The following is an 18,324-nucleotide window of genomic DNA, read 5'->3' on the forward strand; positions in this document are numbered from 1 at the left end:
CGCCTTGAAAATGTATGAGAAGGCACCGGCAAAAATTAATCTGATGCTGGATGTGCTGCATAAGCGGGCTGACGGATTTCATGAAGTGGAAATGATAATGACGATGGTCGATCTGGCGGACCGGCTGGAGCTGTCGGAGCTGAAGCGGGATTCGATTATTATCTCAAGCCAGGCCGGATATATTCCGCTGGATGAGAAGAATCTGGCCTTCCAGGCTGCAAGGCTGATCAAGGACCGGTATAACGTCAGAAGCGGCGTACATATTCATCTGGACAAAAGAATTCCGGTTGCTGCCGGCCTCGCCGGAGGCAGCAGCGACGCCGCAGCCACGCTGCGCGGCCTGAACCGGCTCTGGCGCCTCGGCATCCCGGTGCAGGAGCTGCAGGAGCTGGGCGCCGAGCTGGGCTCGGACGTCCCGTTCTGTGTCACAGGAGGCACCGCCCTGGCTACGGGCAGGGGAGAACGGCTGACGAGAATCGCGAATCCGCCGCAATGCTGGGTCATTCTGGCGAAGCCGCCGATCAATGTATCGACGGCTGAAGTATACGGACGCGTGCGCGCCGCCAACATAACGGTCCATCCGTCTGCGCTCCGGATGCAGCAGGCCCTGGAAGCCGGTGACTTCTCAGCCGTCTGTGCAGGCCTCGGCAACGTGCTGGAGGATGTGACCTTGAAGCTGCACCCTGAGGTGCAGCAGCTCAAGGAAGCGATGCTGAAGCTGGGTGCGGACGGCGTACTGATGTCGGGAAGCGGCCCGACCGTATTCGGCCTGGTCTCCAAGCAGTCCAAGGTGGCAAGAATCTATAACGGACTGCGCGGATTCTGCAAGGAAGTCTATGCCGTGCGTTCACTGAGCTAGGCGGAACGGAACCGTCCTCTGAAAAGGGTGGCAAAGCGGTTTCCGCTTGTGCAAATCCGTACAATAATGATATTATTCATAGTAATATTCGGTTTTGGCGAGGAGCATTCCGTGAAAAAACTTAAACGAAGCCAGCGGTTAGTTGACATGACCCAATTTTTACTGGAGAAGCCGCATGATCTCCTGCCGCTGTCCACATTTGCAGAGCGGTATGGTGCGGCGAAGTCATCGGTCAGCGAGGACCTGGCTATTATAAAAGAGGTATTTGAAGGCGAAGGGATGGGCGAGCTGCAGACACTGGCCGGGGCAGCGGGCGGAGTACGTTATATTCCCCGGATGCCTATGGACATGGCGCTTGCCTTCGTGAACCGTCTGTGCGGGCAGCTTGAGCAGAGTGACCGGATTCTGCCGGGCGGTTATCTGTATATGTCCGATCTGCTCGGCCTTCCGTCCCTGATGGAGCAGGCGGGCAAGATCATTGCCACCGCCTTCTACGGCGTGGAGATTGATGTGGTTATGACGGTGGAGACCAAAGGGATTCCGCTCGCTTATGCAACGGCTGCACAGCTGGGACTGCCGGTTGTGCTGGTCCGCCGTGACCATCAGGTAACAGAGGGCTCGGCTGTAAGCATTAACTATGTATCGGGTTCCCATAAGAGTATTCATACGATGTCCCTGTCCAGACGGGCGCTGCGCGAGAAATCAAGGGTGCTGATTGTCGATGACTTCATGAAGGCGGGCGGCACCGTACGCGGAATGGTCGATCTGCTGGGTGAGTTCAATGCAGAGGTGGCGGGTGTAGGTGTGCTCGTAGAGTCCGGCGCCGTGGAGAATGAAGAACGGCTGCTGCATGACTACGTGTCGCTGGTGAAGCTGACCGAGGTGGACTCCAAGGTACGGCGCATTTCGGCCTTCCCGGGCAACTATTTCTCCTCCTGAAAGAGCGGCAAGCCCTGATTCTGAAAATTGGTGCATAATGTCGAATCGGTGAGGATTCTTAAGATAACTGCACGAAATCTGTCGAAATCGAAGGTTGGGCAAAAATAATCTTCTTAATCAGGCATTATTTGGAATGAAAAAGAAGGAATTCGCATTGCTGTGTGGAATTATACACCAAGTCTCTGATGGAAAAAGGTGGTGAACACACACATGCAAATTACGGATGTCAGACTCCGCCGCGTCAACTCTGAGGGGAGAATGAAAGCAATCGCATCCATTACAATCGATAACGAGTTTGTTGTTCATGACATTCGCGTCATCGACGGGAATAACGGGATGTTTGTTGCAATGCCCAGCAAGCGTACACCTGACGGAGAATTCCGCGATATCGCACACCCGATTTCTTCGGGAACGCGCGAAAAGATTCAATCTGCGGTTCTGGCCGAGTACGAACGTGCCGCTACGGAGGAAGAAGAAGTTATTGAAGAGGGAGCCTGAGCTGTTGAAGCACTGACTTCCTAGGATGTGCTGCCTCCCCAGGGCAGCATTAGCCCATACCGTTTTGTATGTTTCGGGGTCCCCGCAGAGTACCTGGGTCAGCCTCGAAGCCAAAGCCCCACTTTGTGGGGGGATTTTATTGGGGTTCGAAGAAAAGGGAACCATGCAGGCATGGTTCTCTTTTCTTTTTGCCCGGAATGAGATATATTCAGTAGTGAGTTCAAGAAGTAGGAGGTTGGCATTCTTGAAAAGAATGGCTGTTGTACTTGCTGCAGGTCAAGGCAAGCGCATGAAATCTAAATTATACAAGGTGCTGCACCCTGTCTGCGGTAAACCGATGGTAGGGCACGTGCTTGATACAGTGAAGGCGACCGGATGCCAGCGTAACGTAATTGTCGTAGGGCACGGCGCCGAGAAGGTTAAGGCATACTTAGGCGAGGATGCCGAATATGTACTGCAGGATGTCCAGCTTGGAACCGGCCATGCCGTCAAGCAGGCCAAGGATCTTCTTGGCAGTGAAGAAGGAACCACGATTGTCATCTGCGGAGATACGCCGCTTGTCATGAGCGAGACGCTCGAAGGCATGATGGCGCTGCATGAAGCGCAGAATGCTGCTGCAACTGTCCTTACTGCGGTGATGGAACAGCCAGCCGGATACGGCCGGATTATCCGCGGCGAAGACGGCGGAGTGCTGAAGATTGTGGAACAGAAGGACTGCACGGAGAGTGAAGCGGCGGTTCACGAGATCAATACAGGAACGTATTGTTTTGATAACGCCAAGCTCTTTGCCGCGCTGGAGAAGGTTACGAACACCAATAACCAGCAGGAATATTATCTGACGGATGTCATCGGCATCCTCCGGGGCCAGGGCGATATTGTTCTGGGTTATCAGGCCCATGATGCTGCAGAGTCCATCGGTGTGAATGACCGCCTGGCGTTATCTGAAGCCGAAGGCTATATGCGTCAGCGCATCAACCGGGGGCATATGCTCGGCGGAGTCACTATCATCGACCCGGCTTCCACCTATATCGGGGCAGATGTTGAGATTGGAGCAGATACGGTGCTGTATCCGGGCACGGTCCTCAAGGGTAAGACAGTGATCGGTGAAGATTGTGTGATCGGTCCGGCAAGTGAAATTGAAGACTGCGTGATTATGGACGGAGCGGCTGTGAAGCATTCCGTGCTGAATCAGGCTCAGGTCGGCACACGGGCTTCCGTTGGGCCTTTTGCGTATTTACGTCCGGGCACCGTTCTGGGTGAGGATGTCAAGATCGGCGACTTCGTAGAGATCAAGAATGCGACAATCGGCGACGGCTCCAAGGTATCTCATTTAAGCTATGTCGGTGATGCTGAGGTCGGCAAGCATGTCAATATCGGCTGCGGCGCGATCACCGTTAATTATGACGGCTATAATAAGTTCAGAACAGAGATTGGTGATGATGCCTTTATCGGCAGCAACGTGAATCTTGTCGCTCCGGTTACGGTAGGCAAGGGCGCATTCATTGTCGCCGGCTCCACCATCACGCGTCCGGTTTCAGAGAACGATCTGGCGATTGCCAGACCAAGGCAGGAGAATAAGCCGGGGTATGCAGAGAAGATCCGCTCCCGGGCCAAAGCGAAGAAAGACCAGCATAGTCCATCGTAAAGCTGTAAGCGAAAAAGCAGCTGTAGGCCTAAAGCGCCGGACGGACTTCTTGCACATCCGCGCCGGCACTTTGGCAAGTTAAATTCCGTCACGGAGGGTTTATATTTTATGACTTATTGTGATTCCAAACTCAAGATTTTCACCTGCAACTCCAATCCCAAGCTGGCCAGCCAGATTGCCGATTATATCGGTATTCCGATGGGCGAGTCCCATACAACCAGCTTCAGTGACGGAGAGATCCAGGTTAAGCTGTCGGAGAGTGTCCGGGGCTGTCATGTCTATATCGTACAGTCCACCTGCGGACCGGTGAACGACAATCTGATGGAGCTTCTGGTCATGGTAGATGCCCTTAAGCGTGCCTCTGCGAAGAGCATCAATGTCGTAATTCCTTACTACGGATATGCCCGTCAAGACCGTAAGGCCCGTTCCCGTGATCCGATTACGGCCAAGCTGGTAGCGAACCTGATTGAGAAGGCGGGTGCACACCGCGTCATTACTATGGACCTTCATGCGATGCAGATTCAAGGCTTCTTCGACATTCCTGTGGATCATCTGCTGGGTGTTCCGATTCTGGCCCAATACTTCCGTTCCAAGCAGATTCAGAACCCGGTGGTCGTATCTCCTGACCATGGCGGTGTGGTACGGGCCAGAAAGCTGGCCGACTTCCTCAACGCTCCGTTGGCGATTATCGACAAGCGCCGTCCTGAACCGAACGTCAGTGAAGTGATGAACATTATCGGTAACATTGAAGGCAAAACAGCGATTCTGATCGATGATATTATCGATACGGCTGGAACGATCGTGCTGGGAGCCAATGCTCTGATGGAAGGCGGCGTGAAGGAAGTCTACGCCTGCTGTACCCACCCTGTATTGTCCGGCCCGGCGCATGAACGTCTGGAGAACTCTCCAATCAAAGAAATTATCGTGACGGATACCATTCCCATCCGCAGCAGCAATCCGACTTCCAAGCTCAAAGTGCTGTCCGTAGCCCCGCTGATGGGCGAAGCTATCATTCGCGTGCATGAAGAGCTGTCGATCAGCAAGCTGTTCGAAATCGAATAGGCTGCAGGCAGATCAGCAGAAAAAGGGTTACACCTCCGCGCTGCGGAAGATGTAACCCTTATCGGCGTGATACAGAGGCCGGGACTTATGCTAATTAAGCTTCAGTATCCCGGACGGGAGATGAAGGTGAAGAGGCTGCGGTTGTACAGCGTACCCTGCAGTTCTACGAAGCCTTCGTCCACGGCTGTAATCACACCAATGTCTACGTGCGCGTTCCCCCTATAGACTTCAACAGGCACAGCATATTGAATATGGTACTGGAAATGGCGCTGCAGTGTTAAGATATCGCCCTGATGTGGCATGTTCATCACCTGTCTCCGGAGTATAAACTTATTGTACCAAAAACGGAACTCTTCTGCTGAGAGTACCGGGTGGAAAGGAAAAACCTTACTTATGAAATGGATTGTTGGACTTGGGAATCCCGGACCGCAATACGCGAAGACCAAACATAATGTCGGCTTCATGGCCCTTGATGAGCTTGCGTCCAGACACGGAATTGCCTTTAACCAGAACAAATGCAAATCGGTGATCGGCGAAGGGATGATCGGCGGTGTCAAGACGGTGCTGATCAAACCGATGACCTTCATGAACCTGTCGGGGGAAGCGGTACGGGCTTATATGGATTATTATAAGGTCCGGCTGGAAGATATGATTGTGGTCTATGATGATCTGGACACGGAGCTTGGCAAGATCAGGCTGCGCTATCAGGGAAGTGCCGGCGGACACAATGGCATTAAGTCAATCATACAGCATACGGGCACCCAGAGCTTCAACCGGGTGCGGATGGGCATATCCCGTCCGGAGCCGGGCTTTGCTATAGTGGACTATGTACTGTCTACCTTCGCCAAGAAGGATGGAGCTCAGCTTGCGAGCATGATAAGTGATACTTGCGATGCTGTGGAATTCAGCCTGCAGCACACCTTTGAACAGACCATGGCCAAATTCAACGGATGAAATACAAGGTATAGGGTTCAGGAGCCTGCGGCTAAAGCGATCCCCGGCGGGGCATACTGGAGGTATATACTACCTTCAGGAGGCATATAGATGGCAATACACTATGTATGCAGGCACTGCCGGACGTTCTTAGGGAGCATCGGCAGAAGCGATATCACAGAGATGCAGCTTGGGCTGCAATCCTTGACCCCTGCGGAGCGCAGAGATATAATAGCGTATGATTCAGACGGCGAGATTACGGTGAAGGTGACCTGCGATTACTGCAAGCAGGCGCTGGACAACAACCCCGAGCTCAGCCTGCTGGCCAGTCCGCTTCAGTAAGGTGGAAGCGCCTGTCTCTATCGTCATCCGCAAGCCTTGGCCTTATCCGCTAAGGCTTGTTTTCGATTCCAATTATAACAGGTGACAGCGGCGTTGCCGCTGTCAGCCTGTTTAGTAAGAGAGGTGCACCTGTTGTTACAAGGTCTTATAGAAGCTTTTTCCAAGGATACTGATTTCCAGTCTGTCACCCGTGGTATCGCTGCAGGGATGAAGGAACAGCTCATCTCCGGTCTGTCCGGCTCGGCCAGACAAATCATGCTTGCTGCACTGCATGAAGAGACGGAGCGTCCGCTGCTGGTAGTGACCCATAATATGTTCTCGGCCCAGAAGATGGCTGAGGATTTACAGGAAGCGCTTTCCCCGGAACGGGTGCTGCTCTATCCGGCCAATGAGCTGGTGGCGGCTGAAGCCGCTGTCTCAAGTCCGGAGACGCTGGCCCAGCGGATCGATGTATTGACGCGCTGTGCCAGGGGCTTCCGCGGAATCGTAGTGGTTCCTTACTCCGGCGTACGGAGGCTGCTCCCCGCTCCACATGTCATGGCTGAAGCCCAGCTTACGGTATCGCAGGACGGAACCCTATCGCTGGATGACTTCCTCATGTCCATGATTGAGATGGGCTATGAGCGGGTGGAGCGTGTTGAGAACCGTGGCGAGCTAAGTGTGCGCGGCGGCATTATCGACTTCTATCCCATGACCTCTCCACTGGCTTACCGGGTGGAGCTGTTTGATGATGAGGTTGACTCCATCCGTACCTTCGATCCTATGGATCAGCGCTCCATTGATAAGGTCCGCAGTGTGAAGATCACACCGGCGAAAGAGATTATTGCCGATCAGCTCCGTCAGGATGCGGCTTCTTCCGCTGCGTCTGCGATGCTGGAGCGGCAGCTTGAGAAGATGAGTGACCGTCAGGCCAAGCTGCGCCTGCGTGAGGAGATGGGCCGGGAGCTGGAGATGCTGCGGCAGGGCACCTATTTCCCGGAAGTCTATAAATATATTAGTCTGCTGTACCCTGAACGCTCTCATCTGTATGACTACATGGCTAAGGATACCTTGCTTGTTCTGGATGAGCCGGCCAGACTTCTGGAGACCGCCAAGCAGCTGGAGCGGGATGAGTCGGAGTGGAATCTGCACTTGCTGCAGAACGGCAAGACACTGCCTGAGCTGCATCTCTCTGTCGACAGCGATACTATTATGTACCAGCGTCCGTTTCAGAGCTTGTTCATGTCGATTTTTCTGCGCCAGGTTCCGCATATTCAGCCGCAGAACATTCTGGGCTTCATCAGCCGCGGAATGCAGGATTTCCATGGCCAGATGAACGTGCTGAAGTCCGAGATGGAGCGCTGGCACAAGTCCGGCGTGAAGGTCATTATGCTGGCGAACGGCGAGGAGCGGATGGAGCGCATCCGCCGGGTACTGGATGACTACGGCATTGAAGAGCCGACGATCCTGCAGGGCAACCTGGGCTCCGGCTTCGAGCTTCCTTCGATTCATCTGGCGGTTATCACAGAAGGTGAGATGTTCTCGCAGAAGCAGCGCAAGGCGCGGAAGGTCTCCAAGGGCATTGATAATGCCGAACGGATTAAGAGCTATACGGAGCTGAAGATCGGGGATTACGTGGTTCACCAGAATCACGGAATCGGTAAATACATGGGCATTGGGACGCTTGAGGTCAGCGGCATTCACCGCGATTATATGCACATCCTCTATGCCGGAGGCGACAAGCTCTCTGTTCCGATTGAACAAATTGACCTGATTCAGAAATATGTCGGCTCGGAAGACAAGGAGCCGAAGGTATATAAGCTGGGCGGCAATGAATGGACCCGGGTGACCAGCAAGGTGCGGAGCTCGGTCCAGGATATCGCCGATGATCTGATCAAGCTGTACGCGGAACGCCAGAGCGCACTCGGCTATGGCTTCGAGAAGGATACGCAGGAGCAGCGCGAATTCGAAGAGATGTTCCCTTATGAGGAGACCCGTGACCAGCTGCGGGCGATCGAAGAGATCAAGAAGGATATGGAGCAGAACCGTCCGATGGACCGGCTGCTCTGCGGCGATGTAGGCTATGGCAAGACAGAGGTGGCGATCCGGGCCGCGTTTAAATCGGCGATAGAGGGCAAGCAGGTGGCGGTGCTGGTGCCGACGACGATTCTGGCGCAGCAGCACTATGAGACCTTCCGCGAACGCTTCGCCCATTATCCGCTGAATATTCAGGTGCTGAGCCGGTTCCGCAGCCGCAAGGAGCAGAATGAGACGATCAAGGGAGTACGCCAGGGCACGGTGGATGTGGTTATCGGTACACACCGGCTGCTGTCACAGGATCTGGTCTTCAAGGACCTGGGCCTCCTGATTGTCGATGAAGAGCAGCGTTTCGGCGTGACTCACAAGGAGAAGCTGAAGAGGCTGAAGACCAATGTCGATGTATTGACTCTGACGGCAACGCCGATTCCCCGCACACTGCATATGTCGATGCTCGGTGTGCGCGACTTGTCGGTTATTGAGACACCGCCGGAGAACCGCTTCCCCGTGCAGACCTATGTTGTGGAGCACAGCCAGACGCTTACCCGGGAAGCGGTAGAGCGCGAGCTGGCCCGCGGCGGGCAGGTCTACTATCTGTACAACCGTGTACAGGGCATTCAGGAAATGGCGGCGCAGATCTCCATGCTGGTGCCGGAGGCTAGAGTGGGTATCGGGCATGGACAGATGTCGGAATCGGAGCTGGAGAAGACAATTCTCGACTTCCTGGACGGAGAGTATGATGTGTTGGTCAGCACCTCTATTATCGAGACCGGCGTCGATATTCCTAATGTAAATACACTTATTGTTCATGATGCTGACAAAATGGGCCTGTCCCAGCTGTATCAGCTGCGCGGGCGCGTCGGACGTTCCAACCGGATTGCGTACGCCTATTTCACCTACCAGCGCGATAAAGTGCTGACAGAGGTGGCGGAGAAGCGGCTGCAGTCCATCAAGGAGTTCACGGAGCTCGGGTCAGGCTTCAAAATTGCCATGCGAGATCTCTCCATCAGGGGAGCGGGCAATCTGCTGGGGGCGGAGCAGCATGGCTTCATTGCCTCGGTCGGCTTCGACCTGTATTCGCAGATGCTGGCGGAGGAAATCCGCAAACGCAAGGTGAGCGTGCTTGGCGAGGAGGATACTTCGCTGAAGCAAGGCAATACGGTCATTGATTTGTCGATTGACGCGTATCTTCCGTCCGAGTATATTTACGACAGTATCCAAAAAATAGAAATCTATAAAAAAGTGGCTGCGGTGGCCTCCTTCGAGGATGCCTCGGAGCTTGAGGATGAGCTGCTGGACCGGTTCGGCGAATTGCCGGAGGCCGTGATTAATCTGCTCTCTGTGGCCCGGCTGAAGGTGTACGGCAAGCTGTACGGCATGGAATCCATGGTCCGTCGCGGGGATGAGGCTCTGCTTAATTTCCACGAGGGCAGCCTCGGGGGTTTTGATACGGCAAAGCTCGCCAAAGTTGGTAATAGCTTTGAAAGGCGTGTACAATTTGATAAGGATGCCAAGGCTACGATCCGTATCAAAGCGAAGGATTTAGGTGACAAGGAGCTGCTGGATGTGCTGGAGCAATTCCTGGCGGCCGCCAAGCAGTCTTTAAAATCGAAGGGAGAATTACACAATGTCGTTAAATAAAAAATCGTGGAAGGTACTGGCGGTCTCACTGACCGCAGCCCTGTCCTTCTCCATGCTTGCTGCCTGCAGCAATAAAAGTGATGATAAGGCGGTGGCAACGTATAAGGGCGGCACCATTACCGAGAAGGAATTCAATCTGGATACCCGCGTAATGAAATTCCTGTCCCCTGAGCAGGCGCAGTATCTGGAGATCGATATGTTCAAGGAGTCCATCCTGAAGCAGGAGGTCGCGTTCGAATACCTGGCGGACAAGGCCACGGATGAAGCAAAGAAAGCTGCGGAGAAGGAAGCCGATACACAGATCGGCTCTATCAAGACTGCGCTGGGCGACAAATACAAAAGCACGCTGAAGGAACAGGATCTGAGCGAGTCGGACCTGCGTTCCTATATGCAGCGCGTACTTACCGTATATCAGGACATGCTGCTGAAATTAACGGACGAGCAGGTCAAGACCCATTATGAAACCAACAAGGCTGATTATAGTGTGGCTACACTGCGCCATGTCCTGGTTGGCCTGACGGATAGCGCGGGCAAGGAGCGGACCGATGCCGATGCGCTGAAGCGCGCCCAGGAAGTGAAGGCGAAGCTGGATGGCGGTGCGGACTTTGCAGCCGTTGCCAAGGAATACTCGGATGATACCGGCACGAAGGAAACCGGCGGTGAATATAAGGACAAGGCTCTGGGGGAATATGTAGCAGAGTTCAAGGCTGCGGCCCACAGTCTTCCGCTGAATACGATCAGTGAGCCGGTCAAGACCACCTTCGGATATCATATTATCAAGGTGGAAGCCCGCAAGGACACTACCTTCGATACGCTGACTGCCGACCAGCTGAAGGCCGTTAAGAACGCTGCGGCTTCTGCCAGCCTGGAGACCTTCCTGGAGAAGAACCTGGATAGTCTGGAGATCAAGATCAATCTGCCGAAGAGCTCTCCTGCCGCAGATACACCGGCAGCTACACCGGCACCGGCTGCGGGTAGTGACACGCCAGCCGCTACAGATGCACCGGCCTCTACGGAAGCCGCTAAATAAATCTATATAAATTGAACTAAAAAACTTAGCTTAAGGGAAAAGTGGCGGAAGGGAATTTTGGAACTGGAGGAGCGGTAGCAACAGCGGCCGGAAGTCCAAAACTTCTCTGGAGTCACGGCAATCCCAAAACATAAAAACCATTAGTCAATTTATATAGTTGGACAAGCCGCCTGATGCGCCAAGCATCCGGGCGGTTTTTTTCTGCCAATATAGAGCACTATGCGGAGAATACGGCGGCGGTATAGAAATACTGGATTGTGTCCATAACTGGAAATACGCCAGGCCGGGGCGTTCTAATTCTGTATGAACTATTTTATGCGGGCTGGAGGATGTATAAGGAACTGGGAAGAGATGAATACTATGGTCAGCTATTACGATAAATCACTGGGATTAACCATTCCCTTAATGGACAGTAGTTGGACCATACTTCTTAAGAAAGCGGGGCAACATGTGAAATGAAAGCTACTGGAATTGTAAGACGTATTGATGACCTCGGACGAGTTGTTATCCCCAAAGAGATCAGACGCACCTTAAGGATTCGTGAGGGCGACCCTCTGGAAATTTTTGTTGACCGCGATGGTGAGGTCATTCTTAAGAAATATTCGCCGATTGGTGAATTGGGCGACTTCGCCAAGGAGTATGCAGAGTCATTGTATGAAGGAACAGGGCATATTACCATGATTACGGACCGGGACACGTTCATCGCGCTCGCCGGCGGCTCCAAGAAGGATTATCTGGAGAAGCAGGTCGGTGTGCTGCTGGAGAAGGTTATGGAGAGCCGTAAAACGGTGCTTGAGAACAATGGAGGCAGCTATGACATCAGCAAGGACCATACGGAGCTGTTATCCACTTATGTGGCAGCACCTATTATCTCCGGAGGAGATCCCATCGGCTGCGTAGTGCTGCTGAATAAGGATGATTCGGTGAAGATGGCCCAGATGGAAGTGAAAATGGCGGAGACAGCCGCAGCCTTCCTGGGCAAGCAAATGGAACAGTAGTCCGCTGGTGATTGGCTGGCGATTGAGAGCCCCGCTTTTCCTTTGGTTATGATAACCGTAGGGAATGGCGGGTTTTTGCTGTGGAGCGGCCCGCTCAGGAAGGAACGGTGAACGGAAGCAGGCATTTACACTTCTACCCTTAGATAAGTTATAATATAGAAATTCATTCGCTTAAGTTCAAGCTCTATATTATGGCAGTTATGGCTGTAGAAGCAGGTAAACAATGACATCCAATTCTCAAGGCTCGAAGCTGCTGCAGGGCGCTTTTATTCTTAGCGCGGCAGCTATTTTCTCGAAACTGATCGGTACGCTCCAGAAGATACCGCTGCAGAATCTGGGCGGTGACGCCGCATTCGGCATCTATAATACGGTCTATCCGCTGTATACCATCCTGGTCACGGTGGCGATGCTTGGATTGCCTGCGGCCATCTCGCGGTTCGTGGCCGAGGCTTCCGCAGCACAGGACCTGCAGAAGGGGCGGCGGGTGCTGCTCCGCTCAGCGGGAATTACAGCAGCCAGCGGACTTATCCTCGGCATTCTGGTCTACGCCAGGGCTCCGCTTATTGCGGTATGGGTCGGGAGCGCCCATATTGTCCCCGCGCTGCGCAGCAGCGCCTGGGGACTGGCGGTGGTGCCGCTGATGGCGGCGCTGCGCGGCTACTTCCAGGGACTGCACAATATGATGCCGACCGCAGTGTCACAGGTGGCCGAGCAGTCGGTGCGCGTCGCGGTCATGATCGCGCTTCTGTTGTATCTGAGCGCCGCAGGCGCAGATGCGGCAGGAATCGCCGCCGGAGCAATGCTGGGACCCGCCGGAGGCGGGATCGCGGGCCTTGGCGTAATGCTGCTGTATTGGCGCAGCCACCGCCGGGGCTTGCAGGACAGGCTGCCCCAAGCCCCGCTTAAGTACACGGCAGCACCCCCTGCACGAAGTGCCAAGCAGGACGTTCCGGCCCGCGAGCTGCTGGCCTATGGCCTCCCGGTTATGCTGGGCGCGCTGGCGGTGCCGTTAATCGGCCTGGTCGATGTCTTCACGGTACCCCGTCTGCTGGCGGGGAGCGGCAGCAGCGGGACGGAGGCGATGGCCCAGTTCGGCATCTATAACCGCGGGCTGCCGCTCGTGCAGATTGTAACGATGCTGGCGACCTCGCTCTCGGTCGTCTTCATCCCGGCGCTGGCCGAGGCGAAGTACCAGCGGGATGAGGCCTTGATCCGCACGCGCATCACGCTGTCGCTGCGCTGGTTCTGGCTGCTCGGGCTGGCCGCCTCCGTAGGCCTGGCCGTGCTTGCAGAGCCGGTGAATACGGCTCTGTACGGGGACGCCGCCGGCAGCGGCGCGATGACCTGGCTGGCCTTCACCGCCGCCGGCGGTACGGTCAGCATCATCTCCGCCGCGCTGCTGCAAGGCCTGGGCGCCGTGCGGGCGCCGGCGCTGACCCTGCTGGCCGCCGCTCTGCTTAAGGCGGCCCTCAACCTGCTGCTCGTCCCGCAGCAGGGCATTACCGGTGCGGCCATCGCCGGCGTGGCCGCACATCTCTTCGCAGCAGCGCTGAACGTGCTGCTGCTCTACCGGCAGGGCCACCTGCGGCTGCGCGCCGCAGATGTCCTGCTGAAGCCCGCGGCGCTGCTCGCGGGCCTGGGGCTGGTGGCCGCAGCCGTGAGCCACGGCGCAGCCAGGGCGGCAGACGCCGCCGGCTTCGGCGGCGGGCGGGCCGCGGCCCTGGCGCAGAGCCTGCTCGGCGTGCTCGCAGGCTGCGCCGTCTTCGCACTCGGCGCAGTGGCGCTGCGGCTGCTCAGCGAGAGCGAGCTGCGCCAGCTTCCGGGCTTCGGCCCTCGCTTAGCGGACAAGCTGAAGAAGCTGCGCCTGTTCCCTTAAGGCGCTGACCATACATAGCGCAGCCGCCTTCGCGAATAGCAGCAGGCGGCTGCCTGGAAGGAGTAGACTGGCATGAGTGCAACATTAACGATCGTCGGCCTGGGCTCCGGGAATCCGGACCGGCTGACACTGGGCATCATCAAGAAGCTGAAGGCGGCCTCCGCCGTATATGTGCGGACTGCAGAGCATCCTGTCATGGCTGCCCTGGCGGAGCTGGAGATAGCCTGGCAGTCCTTCGACGGGCTGTATGAGTCGCTGTCATCCTTCCCTGAGGTCTATGAAGCCATTACGGCAACATTAATGGAGAAGGCTGCGGCTGCTCCGCAGGGCACGGAAATCGTCTATGCCGTGCCGGGGCATCCCATGGTGGCCGAATCCGCCGTCTCCCTGCTGCGCGGGCGCTGCCCGCAGGCGGGCATTGAGCTGAATATCCTTGGCGGCGAGAGCTTCCTCGATGAAGCGTTCGTCCGTCTGGGCTTCGATCCGATTGAAGGCTTCCAGCTGCTGGATGCCTCCGGTATCCGCAGCTCCCAGCTTCACCCGGAGCTGCACACCCTGATCGGACAGGTCTATGACACCTTCACCGCCTCCGAGACCAAGCTCTGCCTGATGGAGCTGTATCCGCCCGAGTATGAGGTGATTGCCGGACATGCGCTTGGCGTAGAGGGCGAGGAGCGGATTGACCGTGTGCCGCTGTACGAGCTGGACCGGCTGGAGAGCTATGGAAATCTGTCGCTGGTATATGTTCCGGCCAATCGTGCGGACGAAGCGCGTAACCGCACCTTTGCCCGGCTGCATGAGATTGTCGATATTCTGCGGAGTCCGGAGGGCTGCCCCTGGGACCGTGAGCAGACGCATGAATCCTTGCGCAAGAACCTGATCGAGGAGACCTATGAGGTGCTGGAGACGATTGACGAGGATGATCCGGACCATATGAAGGAAGAGCTGGGCGACCTGCTGCTCCAGATTATGCTGCACTCCCAGATGGAGGAGGAGCTGGGGACCTTCAGTGTCTACGATGTCATTGAGGGGCTGAATGAGAAGCTGCTGTTCCGCCACCCGCATGTATTCGGTGATCAGGCGGCAGGCAATGCCGAGGAAGCGCTGCAGAACTGGGAAGGGATGAAGGCCGAGGAGAAGCGGCGCAAAGGCGTGAAGCCCGAAGACCTGTCCGCCCTCAGCGGGGTTCCGAGGGATCTGCCGGCACTGATGAAGGCGTACAAGCTGCAGAAGAAAGCATCCAAAGTTGGATTCGACTGGGACAATACCGGCGATGTCCTGGCCAAGATCCGCGAGGAGATTGACGAGCTTCAGGAGGCGATTGAGACGGGACAGTCGGCCGAGGAGCAGATGCTGGAGCTGGGCGACCTGCTGTTCGCAGCTACCAATGTGGCGCGCTTCATCGGAGCCGATCCGGAAGAAGCGCTGACCCGCACCAACCGCAAATTCGTTGCCCGGTTCCAGTATATTGAGCAGCGCCTGCGGGATCAGGGGGGACGGCCTCAGGACAGCTCTCTGGAAGAGATGGAAGCCCTGTGGCAGGAAGCCAAGGCGGAAGAGCGGAAACAATAGATTCCAGAATTATAGTCTTCGGCGGTATAACCCGTGTGTTTCACGGCAATGCTGTGACTACGGCGCGAATCTCTGATTTAAAATGCAGTGAGAGGTTTATAATGTTATAGTGCTAGAAGCCCCATATCCTACGCAAGATGTTACTTTTTCAAAAAAAACGGCGGATCGTGGCAGGAATTGAGGGCGGAATCCAGAATATCATAAAGACGAAATGACGATTTGCGGTGATTTTTCCGGCAAACCCGATTTTCATTTATTTTTTGTATCCTAGGAGGAACTTCAAATTATGAACAAGACAGATCTGGTAAACAACATTTCCGAGAAAAGCGGATTGGCCAAAAAAGACGTAGAAACCGTACTCAACGGAGTTCTGGGCGAAATTACAGAAGCTCTCGCAAGCGGAGATAAAGTACAGCTGATCGGCTTCGGTACTTTTGAAACGCGCAAACGTTCCGGCCGCACCGGCCGTAACCCGCAATCGGGCACACCTATCGAAATTCCTGAATCCACAGTGCCGGCCTTCAAGGCAGGCAACAAGCTCAAAGAAGCCGTTAATTAATGCGTCTGGACAAGTTCCTGAAGGTCTCCCGTCTGATCAAGCGCCGCACCGTGGCCAAGGATGTGTCCGAACAGGGCCGGGTGTTGATCAATGGGCGGGAGTCCAAACCGAGCAGCACGGTGAAGATCGGTGACGAGATTACCGTGCAGTTCGGCCAAAAGCTTGTGACGGTCAAAGTGGAAAAGCTGGTGGAAACCACCCGCAAGGACGAGGCCGCCGGCATGTATACCCTGCTCCGTGAAGAGCCGGTTGCCAAAAGCACCGGACTCGACTGGTAGCAGATCATCAAAGCGTAAGGTTAAGAGGTATTCCCGCAGCCGGAACACGGCGTTGCGGGATGCCTCTTTTTTCTTGAATAACGGATTTCACTTATGCTTACCTGTTCTATACCCTGTCCTTCCTTCATAGATTAGAACCAAGAAGGAGGGGTACATGCTATGATGGAGCCAACTAAAGTCAACAAACAGCATGATCTGCACATGCGTAGCCGTAAGCAGATTGAGCTGACAGGTGTGCAGAATGTGGAGAGCTTTGACAACGAAGAGTTTCTTCTAAGTACAGAGCTCGGCCAATTGACCATTCGGGGTACTCATTTACATATCAAGAATCTAAGTCTGGAGAATGGAATGCTGTCGCTTGAAGGCAATATTCATTCCCTGATTTATCAGGACCCCGGTGCGCAAGGCAAAAATAAAGGGATTCTCCGCAAGCTGTTTAAATGAATCCCTCCGTTCAATGGATCACTCTGTTCTATATGATTCTGGCCGGCATTGCCATGGGACTGGCCTATGACAGCTACCGGGTGCTGTCGCTGAATCTGAGGTTTCCCCGTTGGCTTAATGCGCTGCTGGATCTGCTGTATTGGATAGGGGCTGCCCTGCTGGTCTTTCGCATGCTGTATGCCGGAAACCAGGGACAATTGAGGTTTTATGTCGTTCTTGGCCTCTTTCTAGGTGTATGGATCTATTTTTTGCTCTTCAGTATTACGGTGCAGCGATTTGTGGTAAGGTTAATTCAGTCGGTTCAGTATGCTTGCAGGATGCTATGGCGGTTGGTTACCATAGTCATTGGAGGTCCGATTCGCTGGCTGTGGCGCCTGGTTATGGGAACGCTGCGGCTGCTCGGCCGGGTCCTTCTTTATATTTTTAAGCTGCTGCTGCGTCTAACCAAGCCAATCTGGGTACTTCCTGTAAGGTGGGTCTCCCCGTATACATCCCGGTTCGTTCATAGCGCCCGGATCACGAGGATCACCGAGTGGATATCAGGGTGGTGGAAGCGCGGACCTTGAACCTTTGGAACTGGAGGTAAGCTGAATGAACAGATTCTCTGCGGAAGAGAAGAATACGAACCACCATGCTTCGGCCGCAGGCGCGAAGAGAAGAAAGTTTATATGGATTCTTGTGATAGCCGTATTTTTCGGCTGGGCCGGATTCACTTTCTTTGCCCAGAGCGCAGCGATCGCCGACAAGAGCGCACAGCTCGCCCGTAAGACAGAGAGCAAGGAGAGTGTAACAGCCACACTCAATCAATTGAAATATGAGGTCTCGCGTCTGAAAGACGATGAGTATATCGGACAATTAGCGCGTAAATGGTACAATATGTATCCTGCAGGCGAATTACCTATCCGTACCGAGGAATCCGGGCAATAAAAGCAGGTGAAAAGAGGCTTACGCTCTGTTGCCTTGCATTGCTCTTTACTGTATAATCAAATCACCGCAGACAGGATGGACATTATATTCGTCTGTATATTTTTAAGGGAGGATCATTTTATTCTATGGCAATTGAAGTGGGCACCAAGTTAGAGGGCAAGGTGACAGGCATCACGCATTTCGGAGCATTTGTGGATCTGTCAGGAGGTGTCACAGGTCTCGTTCACATCTCGGAGATCGCCGATAACTACGTCAAGGATGTCAACGATCATTTGAAGATTGCGGATGTAGTAACCGTCAAGGTGATCAATGTTGACAAGGACGGCAAGATCGGACTTTCCATTAAGCAAGCCGTTGATAAGCCGGCATCGGAAGTACGTCCCCCCAGAGCTCCAAGACCAGAACGTCCAAGCGGCGGAGACCGTTTCGGCGGTGGTGGCGGCAGTGGCGGAGGCGGCGGTGGATTCAATCGTGAACGGGGTGGGCGTCCATTCAAGCCTGCAGCCGGTAAACCTTCATTCGAGGATAAAATGTCACGCTTCCTGAAAGACAGCGAAGAACGGATATCTTCGATCAAGAAGAACACAGAAGGAAAGCGCGGCGGCCGTGGAGCCAAGCGCGTATAATCTGAGTCTTGCACATCATAAATAAACCGCTGGGGCATTCGTGCCCTTCGCGGTTTTTTTGTGTTTGTGCCCGCGGGCC

The 18,324-nt window shown here is 54.8% G+C and carries 19 protein-coding genes; 18 read left to right on the forward strand and 1 reads right to left on the reverse strand.

The window, feature by feature from the left end:
* Positions 1 to 4 precede the first annotated feature (4 nt).
* The 5 genes from ispE (at position 5) to MHH28_RS22850 (ending at position 5,003) form a co-directional block, all read left to right on the forward strand.
* Positions 5 to 859 carry a 4-(cytidine 5'-diphospho)-2-C-methyl-D-erythritol kinase gene (ispE, locus tag MHH28_RS22830; protein ID WP_405105824.1) on the forward strand — a complete coding sequence of 285 codons (855 nt, stop codon included), beginning with the start codon at positions 5 to 7 and terminating at the stop codon, positions 857 to 859.
* A gap of 111 nt (positions 860 to 970) precedes the next feature.
* The gene (gene purR / locus MHH28_RS22835; RefSeq protein ID WP_405105826.1) at positions 971 to 1,798 is read left to right on the forward strand and encodes a pur operon repressor; all 828 of its coding nucleotides are present in this window, start codon (positions 971 to 973) and stop codon (positions 1,796 to 1,798) included.
* 210 nt (positions 1,799 to 2,008) lie between these two features.
* Positions 2,009 to 2,296: a septation regulator SpoVG gene (gene spoVG, locus MHH28_RS22840; RefSeq protein WP_036696395.1), complete on the forward strand. Its 288-nt coding sequence runs from the start codon at positions 2,009 to 2,011 to the stop codon at positions 2,294 to 2,296.
* A gap of 244 nt (positions 2,297 to 2,540) precedes the next feature.
* Entirely contained in the window at positions 2,541 to 3,941 is a 1,401-nt protein-coding gene (glmU, locus tag MHH28_RS22845; RefSeq protein WP_405105829.1) for a bifunctional UDP-N-acetylglucosamine diphosphorylase/glucosamine-1-phosphate N-acetyltransferase GlmU, read from the forward strand.
* A 108-nt stretch (positions 3,942 to 4,049) separates the two neighbouring features.
* Entirely contained in the window at positions 4,050 to 5,003 is a 954-nt protein-coding gene (locus MHH28_RS22850) for a ribose-phosphate diphosphokinase (protein WP_019914487.1), read from the forward strand.
* A gap of 101 nt (positions 5,004 to 5,104) precedes the next feature.
* Here MHH28_RS22850 and MHH28_RS22855 read toward each other — a convergent pair whose 3' ends face one another.
* Positions 5,105 to 5,311 (reverse strand): hypothetical protein, encoded by a 207-nt coding sequence (locus MHH28_RS22855; RefSeq protein ID WP_379254216.1) that lies wholly within the window; start codon positions 5,309 to 5,311, stop codon positions 5,105 to 5,107.
* 85 nt (positions 5,312 to 5,396) lie between these two features.
* On the opposite strand from MHH28_RS22855, the gene pth reads away from it, so the two are divergent.
* The 13 genes from pth (at position 5,397) to MHH28_RS22920 (ending at position 18,245) form a co-directional block, all read left to right on the forward strand.
* Positions 5,397 to 5,957: an aminoacyl-tRNA hydrolase gene (gene pth, locus MHH28_RS22860; protein WP_405105832.1), complete on the forward strand. Its 561-nt coding sequence runs from the start codon at positions 5,397 to 5,399 to the stop codon at positions 5,955 to 5,957.
* Between the two features lie 90 nt (positions 5,958 to 6,047).
* Positions 6,048 to 6,278 (forward strand): anti-sigma-F factor Fin, encoded by a 231-nt coding sequence (locus tag MHH28_RS22865; RefSeq protein WP_405105834.1) that lies wholly within the window; start codon positions 6,048 to 6,050, stop codon positions 6,276 to 6,278.
* 132 nt (positions 6,279 to 6,410) lie between these two features.
* Positions 6,411 to 9,935 (forward strand): transcription-repair coupling factor, encoded by a 3,525-nt coding sequence (gene mfd, locus MHH28_RS22870; protein ID WP_405105836.1) that lies wholly within the window; start codon positions 6,411 to 6,413, stop codon positions 9,933 to 9,935.
* Positions 9,922 to 10,965 (forward strand): peptidylprolyl isomerase, encoded by a 1,044-nt coding sequence (locus tag MHH28_RS22875; RefSeq protein ID WP_405105838.1) that lies wholly within the window; start codon positions 9,922 to 9,924, stop codon positions 10,963 to 10,965. The genes mfd and MHH28_RS22875 overlap by 14 nt, the downstream gene beginning before the upstream one ends.
* A gap of 455 nt (positions 10,966 to 11,420) precedes the next feature.
* Positions 11,421 to 11,963 carry a stage V sporulation protein T gene (gene spoVT / locus MHH28_RS22880; protein ID WP_405105841.1) on the forward strand — a complete coding sequence of 181 codons (543 nt, stop codon included), beginning with the start codon at positions 11,421 to 11,423 and terminating at the stop codon, positions 11,961 to 11,963.
* Between the two features lie 223 nt (positions 11,964 to 12,186).
* Entirely contained in the window at positions 12,187 to 13,839 is a 1,653-nt protein-coding gene (locus MHH28_RS22885) for an oligosaccharide flippase family protein (RefSeq protein ID WP_405105844.1), read from the forward strand.
* Positions 13,840 to 13,911: 72 nt separating this feature from the next.
* Positions 13,912 to 15,411: a nucleoside triphosphate pyrophosphohydrolase gene (gene mazG, locus MHH28_RS22890; RefSeq protein WP_405105846.1), complete on the forward strand. Its 1,500-nt coding sequence runs from the start codon at positions 13,912 to 13,914 to the stop codon at positions 15,409 to 15,411.
* Positions 15,412 to 15,697: 286 nt separating this feature from the next.
* A complete protein-coding gene (locus MHH28_RS22895) occupies positions 15,698 to 15,970 on the forward strand; it encodes an HU family DNA-binding protein (protein ID WP_405105848.1) in 273 nt (90 codons plus the stop codon).
* The gene (locus MHH28_RS22900; protein ID WP_036723951.1) at positions 15,970 to 16,248 is read left to right on the forward strand and encodes an RNA-binding S4 domain-containing protein; all 279 of its coding nucleotides are present in this window, start codon (positions 15,970 to 15,972) and stop codon (positions 16,246 to 16,248) included. Before MHH28_RS22895 ends, MHH28_RS22900 begins: the two co-directional genes overlap by 1 nt.
* A 159-nt stretch (positions 16,249 to 16,407) precedes the next feature.
* On the forward strand, positions 16,408 to 16,692 hold the full coding sequence (gene yabP, locus MHH28_RS22905) for a sporulation protein YabP (protein WP_405105850.1): 285 nt from the start codon (positions 16,408 to 16,410) through the stop codon (positions 16,690 to 16,692).
* Positions 16,689 to 17,258, forward strand: a complete 570-nt coding sequence (yabQ, locus tag MHH28_RS22910) for a spore cortex biosynthesis protein YabQ (protein ID WP_405105852.1) — start codon at positions 16,689 to 16,691, stop codon at positions 17,256 to 17,258. Before yabP ends, yabQ begins: the two co-directional genes overlap by 4 nt.
* A gap of 25 nt (positions 17,259 to 17,283) precedes the next feature.
* Positions 17,284 to 17,619 (forward strand): septum formation initiator family protein, encoded by a 336-nt coding sequence (locus MHH28_RS22915; protein ID WP_405105854.1) that lies wholly within the window; start codon positions 17,284 to 17,286, stop codon positions 17,617 to 17,619.
* A 125-nt stretch (positions 17,620 to 17,744) separates the two neighbouring features.
* Positions 17,745 to 18,245 carry a S1 domain-containing RNA-binding protein gene (locus MHH28_RS22920; RefSeq protein WP_036696437.1) on the forward strand — a complete coding sequence of 167 codons (501 nt, stop codon included), beginning with the start codon at positions 17,745 to 17,747 and terminating at the stop codon, positions 18,243 to 18,245.
* Positions 18,246 to 18,324: the final 79 nt, after the last annotated feature.

The organism is Paenibacillus sp. FSL K6-1217 (assembly GCF_045040735.1).
Lineage (GTDB): Bacteria > Bacillota > Bacilli > Paenibacillales > Paenibacillaceae > Paenibacillus_AQ.